Source organism: Ilyobacter sp. (assembly GCF_041583315.1).
In the GTDB taxonomy this organism is placed as follows: domain Bacteria; phylum Fusobacteriota; class Fusobacteriia; order Fusobacteriales; family Fusobacteriaceae; genus Ilyobacter.
In genome coordinates, this window is record NZ_JBFHGC010000120.1 from 1 (window position 1) to 6,022 (window position 6,022).

Below are 6,022 nucleotides of genomic sequence, written 5' to 3' on the forward strand. Positions count from 1 at the left end.
AAGGCATAATCACTTATCTGATATTAATTAAAAGTGGATTTAGCGAACGTTCCTCTTTCCTTATGTCCTTTTTAGCCGCAGCCCTTACAACACCTCTAGGTATGCTTGTTTCATATCCTCTAATCAGCAGAATTAATCAGTCAAAGCTCGGTGCCCTACTGGCACTCTCAGGAGGAGCCTTGATCTATGTAGGAGCAACTCACCTTTTGCCCAAAGCAGAAGAGGAAAATAAGAAATTCAGTATTATTGTCTTAGGTACAGGTATTCTTGTTGCCATTATTATTATTTTATCGAAGAATTGATTTTCTTTTAATAAAATTAATATAATGAAGGCAGTGGGATTATACTAGTAAGTTCAATGGGAAATTAATTTTGCAGAAAATAAAAAAAAGACAGCTCATAGAACTGTCTCTCAAAATTATGATTTGATCATTGTAAGAAGCATCTTAAATCTTTCCTCTGCTCTTAGAGCATGAGGCTCGTCTGCAGGCATTATGAGCATATCCCCCTGCTCTAGGGTATATTCCACTCCTGAGACTGTGATAGCCGCTTTACCGTCTAATACCTCCACCATGGCATCGAATGGAGCAGTATGCTCGCTAAGGACCTGTCCCTTATCAAAAGAAAAAAGTGTTACTGTCCCATTTTTTTTACCGATGAGTATCTTACTTACCACCGATCCGTCTTGATAATTTATCATTTGGCTAAGATTTTCTACTTTTAAATTTTTGCTCATAATATCCTCCCTTTTGTAATAATATCTGGCTAAATGAAATCTTACAGATACACTTCTTTATCTTTCTTGTCAGGAATATATTAACATTTTTATTTCTGATTTTCAGTAACAAATGTTACCATAATATCTTACAGAAAAAAGCTCCCATAAAACTGGGAGCTTTTAAAATTATGTTACTTTTAGTTTTTCCAGTGACCGTGAATATTACAGTATTCTCTGGCAACAACTTTCTCTGCGTCTATCATAAATACAGCTTCTGGCTTTTCCCCAGGTTTTAAATTCTGTCTGTAAACTTTGTTATCTGCTATAATCTCTATCCACTCAATATAGTGTTCTGCAGTCATAGGATGCTCTGTTTCTTCCCCTATACGAACTTTAAATCCACCTTCAATTTTTTCAACGAAAGGAACGTGCTTTTCTTTAGATGCGTCTGCTGTCTTTTCTTCCTGATACTTCATAGCCTCTCCGCAACATACTAGTTCCCCAGCTCCTGCATGAAAAACTTCTACAATATTACCACATAGATCACATTTGTAAACTTCCAATAATTTTGCCATTATTTTGTGCCCCCTTTTTATGTTTAATATAGTTTTTATATTACTCTACTGAAGCTATACACTCTACAGGACATACCCCGGCACAAGCTCCGCAGTCTATACATGCTGATTCGTCTATCTCTCTCTTACCATCTACCACCTCTGATATACAGCTAACTGGACACACCGGTTCGCACGCACCGCAAGCGATACATTCATCTTGTTTGATTCTATAAGCCATTGTCATACCTCCTCGTTTTTATGTTCAATTTATAAAAAAAATTTAAAGCAGTTCAACAAACAGATTTTTTGCAAAGTTTCTACCAAATTCAATGCACTTTTCTCTGTCTTCATCATCCAAATTCCACATGATTTTTATCCCATCAGATATTCTTTCCAGGCCGGTTGCATCCAATTCCTTATTAAGTATCTCAAGGGATTTACCGTTCCAGCCATAACTTCCGAAGGCTCCTACTTTTTTATCTTTGAATTTAAGGCCTTTAATTGATTCAGTCAAGGCTGCCATAGAAGGAAGTATTCCGTTATTGATTGTGGAAGACCCTAAAAGAAAACCTTCTGATCTGAATATTTCAGTAGCTATATCGTTTTCTGAATTTTTTCCGGAATTATATAGCTTGACCTTTATATCCTGTCTTACATCAGTTATTCCCTCAGCAATTGATTCAGCCATTTTTCTTGTACTTTCCCACATGGTGTCATAGACAATTGTAATCTGAGATTCACTGTAACTATTACACCATTTTAGGTACTTTTGGACAATCTGTAACGGATTATCTCTCCAGATAACCCCGTGTGAAGGGCATATCATGTCTATCTTTAGGTCAAGAGACAAAATCTCATCCAGCTTATTTTTAAGTATACCACTAAAAGGAGTCAGAATACAGGCATAATATTTCATACACTCGTAGTTCAATTGATCCTGATCTGCCATATCATTGAAAAGACCGTAATTTGCATAGTGTTGACCAAAGGCATCATTACTGAAAAGTATATTTTCATCTGTAAGGTAGGTAAGCATACTGTCTGGCCAGTGCAGCATTTTCATCTCCACAAAGATTAGATCCTTAGAACCGATATTTAGCTTATCCCCGGTTTTTACCGGCTGGAAGTTCCAGCTTTTATTGTAATATTTTTTTAGGATTTCCACACCCTTTTCTGTACACACTATAGGGGTATCAGGAATCTCTCTCATAAGTTCTAAGAGTCCCCCGCTGTGGTCAGGTTCACTGTGATTCATGACTATATAGTCTATCTCTTTGAGATCTATTTCTTTTTTGAGCTTAGAAACCCAGTCGTAACCATTTTTATAAATAACTGTATCTATAAGAACTGTCTTTTCATCTCTTATAAGATAAGAGTTATAAGTTGTTCCATTGGGAATGGAAAGTTCTTCCCCGTGAAACTTTTTCATATCTTGATCTATTACCCCAGTCCAAGTTACGCTATCACTTAACTGAACAAATTCTTTCATAATTAGTTTCCCCCTATTACTGAACTGTGTCGAGTGATTCCATAGTATTTATCTAAAAATTTTCACTCAATAGTTATATTACTACAATAAAGTAAAAAACCTTTTACTTTATATATTTTTTTTAAAAAATTTATATTATCTTCCACATCCACTTTAAGAACAGATTGTACCATTCATTACTTGACATATTTGATTTTATGAGGTTTAATATAAGTAAGATCAATATATAGTAAATGATGAATTCATTGTCCGAAACAGATTAAACACCTGTCTCTTTATCAATAAATTTTTAGTCGTTTTACTTTCTCAGTTTCTGAGGGTAAAACGGCTTTTTTTATTTTCCAATCACGGAGGTTATTCTTATGATAAGTATTGTCAAAAAAAAATTATCCCTTGCTGCACAGGGAAAAATAGGAAACTCATTCTCAATGCATAAAAACTTAAAAAAAAGCAGTGGGACTCCCATGGGGGCAGCTTTTTTAATGGCTACATCTGCAGTAGGGCCAGGATTTCTCATACAAACATCTTTTTTTACAAGTCGTTATAAGTCCGATTTTATATTCGCAATAATTTTCTCTACCATTGTAGCCATCATTGTCCAGATGAACCTTTGGAGGATAATCGGCATCTCAGGAATGAGAGGACAGGATATAGCCAATCGGGTAGCACCTGGGCTTGGATACCTGGTAGCCTTTCTTATCTCGCTGGGAGGCCTTGCATTCAATATAGGAAACATAGCCGGAGCAGCACTGGGATTCAATATGCTTACAGGGATAGAGCCATCCCTTGGAGCTGTTATCACCGGAGTGTTGTGCAGCTTTCTTTTTCTGGCTAGGGATGCCGGAGGGACTATGGAAAAAATTACGAAGATGCTGGGGTTAGTTTTAGCAGCTCTTGTAGGTTATGTAGTTCTTGCAGTAAACCCTCCTGCCAGCATGCTTTTGCACAAAAATTTGGACCCTGAAAATTTTAGGAGTCTTATATTTCCAATGATGACAATCATGGGAGGTACAATCGGAGGGTATATCTCCTTTGCCGGGGGGCACCGTCTTATAGAAACAGGGATAACCGGAAAAAATAATTTAAAAAAAATAAATTACAGTGCCTGTATAGGGGTTGCACTGTCTGCATTCATACGGATTATGCTTTTCTTGGCTGTTATGGGGCTCATATCCAAAGGCATAGACTTTGGCGGAATTAACTTGGAGGCTTCGTCCCTAAGGCATGTATCAGGAGTTTTCGGCTATAGAATATTCGCAGTAATTCTTATTTTGGCATCTATCACCTCTATAGTTGGGTCTGCCTATACTTCTGTATCATTTATAAAAACGCTTTTCCCTATAGTAGAGAAAAATGAAACATTCTCCATGATATTTTTTACGGCTTTCTCAGCTCTTATAATGGCCCTTATGGGGAATCCGATAGTCCTTTTACTCATTGCAGGAACATTCAACGGAATAATTATTCCTGTGGTATTAGCAGTTATTTTACTGGCATCTAAAAACAAAACGGTAGTAGGAAAAGACTATAAACACTCTGAGATCCTTACCCTTTTAGGATTTATAGTTGTAATGGTACTTTGGCTGGGAGGAATGGAATCCTTAAACAGCATAATTGCATATTTATTATAGTTATTTATAAAAAAAAATGGAATAAAGATTTATTTGTCTTTCTTCCATTTTTTTTATTTTTTTGAATCCAAACTGAAATTTTATTCCGTAACTTCCACTACTTCTTCTAATTCTATACCCTGTTTTGAAAATATTTTTTCTTCTGAATCCACATATTTTTCAAAGGCTCTTTCCATTTTATCGAGAGACCTATCTGAGAATGATTCTGTATAAAGGGGATCAATGCTCTGATCGTTGAAATACTGATCTACAACCATTTCCACATATTCATCTGAAATACCCGATCTTCTGACTTCTCTTCTTATTCTCTTTTCTGCCTTTATTTGTTCTTTGTATAACTTTTCATCGTATTTATCAAAATCTCCGTCATCATCAAGGTCTGTCTGAGATTCTTTAAAATCATTCTTAAGCTGGCCCCAGTTCTTCTTTGCATCTTTAGATTTTATACTAGAATTGTTCTTTCCCTTTGATTCTTTAGACTCTCTGGATTTGCTGCTTTTATCCTTATTTGCATTATCATCTTTTGCATACAAATCCTGTGCTAATATAAGTGTTAATATTGTGAAAACAAAAATCCACTTTTTTTTCATAAAAATCACCCCCACGGTATTTTTAAAAGTATAGCTCTCATGCAATGAGACTTATTTTTACTTACTTAACAACAATATACAACAGCTTCATACAATTTACTTTTTTTTAACAACTTATACCTTCATTTTTAAATGCTAGATTTTTGTTATATTAAGTACATTTTTTAAAAAACTTGACTTTTGAGACGACTGGTCATATAATATTGTTATGAAGAATAAAAAAATGAGAAAAGACGAGATTATAAAATCTTCAATAGACTTGATGTATCTGAAAGGTTACAATGGCACAAGTGTAAAAGATATTACCGATGCTGCAGGTATTCCAAAGGGTTCTTTTTATAATTATTTCGAAGATAAAGAACAATACGCCATAGATGCTTTACACTATTATTATAACAACAATCCAGTTCATAAAATTCTGTTATCAACAAATAAGGAACTTGAACCTCTAGAGAGAATAAAAAAATTCTTTGAAAAAGGAATACAAAATGCAGTTAAAAAAGAATTAAAATACGGTTGTTTCATAGGAAACCTCAGCCAGGAAATGGGAGATGTCACTGAATCAATATCAAATGCTGCTGCTGATATAACCAAAGAGATCGTATTGCAGGTTTATAAAAACTTGATGGAAGCAAATGAGAAAGGAGATTTAGAAAGTAAGGTAGATCTAAAAACCTTGGCCAGCTTTATAATAAGCAGTTGGCAGGGATCACTTGTAAGAATGAAAATGGCAGCCGACAAAACTGCCTTAGATGATTTTTACACTATTTTAACCGAGGTCTTATTGAAGTAAATAAATCAATAAAATTGCTTTATTTAAGTTTTTTAACATAAAGGCATTTTATTTAAATTTTTCAAAACATTTTAAGACGACCGGTCATATAAAGTGCAATGTGGTGGGCCTACAGGTGTTAGCGGCTCTATATTCTTCAAGGTCAAAATTTTCCACACTAATTCTTGAAAAAGATAGAATGGGTAGCCAGATAGTTACTATAGAAGAGGTGCTGCCAGAATATAAAAATTATATAAAATAGTAA

At 34.8% G+C, this 6,022-nt stretch carries 9 protein-coding genes; 4 read left to right on the forward strand and 5 right to left on the reverse strand.

The features are described from left to right. Window positions 1-302: ZIP family metal transporter (locus tag ABZA26_RS05635; protein ID WP_372713540.1), on the forward strand; the 302-nt coding region annotated here is incomplete at its 5' end. 116 nt (window positions 303-418) lie between these two features. Here the strand turns inward: ABZA26_RS05635 and ABZA26_RS05640 are convergent. From ABZA26_RS05640 to ABZA26_RS05655, 4 genes are all read right to left on the reverse strand, one after another. Beyond that, window positions 419-736, reverse strand: a complete 318-nt coding sequence (locus tag ABZA26_RS05640) for a cupin domain-containing protein (protein ID WP_372713541.1) — start codon at window positions 734-736, stop codon at window positions 419-421. Window positions 737-915: 179 nt separating this feature from the next. Further along, window positions 916-1,293 (reverse strand): desulfoferrodoxin, encoded by a 378-nt coding sequence (locus ABZA26_RS05645; RefSeq protein WP_372713542.1) that lies wholly within the window; start codon window positions 1,291-1,293, stop codon window positions 916-918. A gap of 40 nt (window positions 1,294-1,333) precedes the next feature. Further along, a complete protein-coding gene (locus ABZA26_RS05650; protein ID WP_372713543.1) occupies window positions 1,334-1,513 on the reverse strand; it encodes an indolepyruvate ferredoxin oxidoreductase subunit alpha in 180 nt (59 codons plus the stop codon). 42 nt (window positions 1,514-1,555) lie between these two features. Continuing rightward, window positions 1,556-2,764: an MBL fold metallo-hydrolase gene (locus tag ABZA26_RS05655; RefSeq protein ID WP_372713544.1), complete on the reverse strand. Its 1,209-nt coding sequence runs from the start codon at window positions 2,762-2,764 to the stop codon at window positions 1,556-1,558. A 362-nt stretch (window positions 2,765-3,126) separates the two neighbouring features. Between ABZA26_RS05655 and ABZA26_RS05660 the strand changes: the two genes are divergently transcribed. Continuing rightward, window positions 3,127-4,395, forward strand: coding sequence for an NRAMP family divalent metal transporter (locus ABZA26_RS05660; protein WP_372713545.1), 1,269 nt, complete (start codon window positions 3,127-3,129; stop codon window positions 4,393-4,395). Between the two features lie 80 nt (window positions 4,396-4,475). Here the strand turns inward: ABZA26_RS05660 and ABZA26_RS05665 are convergent, their stop codons facing one another. After that, entirely contained in the window at window positions 4,476-4,985 is a 510-nt protein-coding gene (locus tag ABZA26_RS05665; RefSeq protein ID WP_372713546.1) for a hypothetical protein, read from the reverse strand. A 208-nt stretch (window positions 4,986-5,193) separates the two neighbouring features. Between ABZA26_RS05665 and ABZA26_RS05670 the strand changes: the two genes are divergently transcribed. After that, the gene (locus ABZA26_RS05670; RefSeq protein ID WP_372713547.1) at window positions 5,194-5,778 is read left to right on the forward strand and encodes a TetR family transcriptional regulator C-terminal domain-containing protein; all 585 of its coding nucleotides are present in this window, start codon (window positions 5,194-5,196) and stop codon (window positions 5,776-5,778) included. 115 nt (window positions 5,779-5,893) lie between these two features. Next, entirely contained in the window at window positions 5,894-6,019 is a 126-nt protein-coding gene (locus ABZA26_RS05675; protein ID WP_372713548.1) for a hypothetical protein, read from the forward strand. The last annotated feature ends 3 nt before the right edge of the window (window positions 6,020-6,022 follow it).

Coding starts and splice junctions, on each gene's coding strand:
- ABZA26_RS05660 (WP_372713545.1), top strand. CDS start 3,127: ATGATAAGTATTGTCAAAAAAAAATTATCCCTTGCTGCACAGGGAAAA.
- ABZA26_RS05665 (WP_372713546.1), bottom strand. CDS start 4,985: ATGAAAAAAAAGTGGATTTTTGTTTTCACAATATTAACACTTATATTA.
- ABZA26_RS05640 (WP_372713541.1), bottom strand. CDS start 736: ATGAGCAAAAATTTAAAAGTAGAAAATCTTAGCCAAATGATAAATTAT.
- ABZA26_RS05655 (WP_372713544.1), bottom strand. CDS start 2,764: ATGAAAGAATTTGTTCAGTTAAGTGATAGCGTAACTTGGACTGGGGTA.
- ABZA26_RS05650 (WP_372713543.1), bottom strand. CDS start 1,513: ATGGCTTATAGAATCAAACAAGATGAATGTATCGCTTGCGGTGCGTGC.
- ABZA26_RS05645 (WP_372713542.1), bottom strand. CDS start 1,293: ATGGCAAAATTATTGGAAGTTTACAAATGTGATCTATGTGGTAATATT.
- ABZA26_RS05670 (WP_372713547.1), top strand. CDS start 5,194: ATGAAGAATAAAAAAATGAGAAAAGACGAGATTATAAAATCTTCAATA.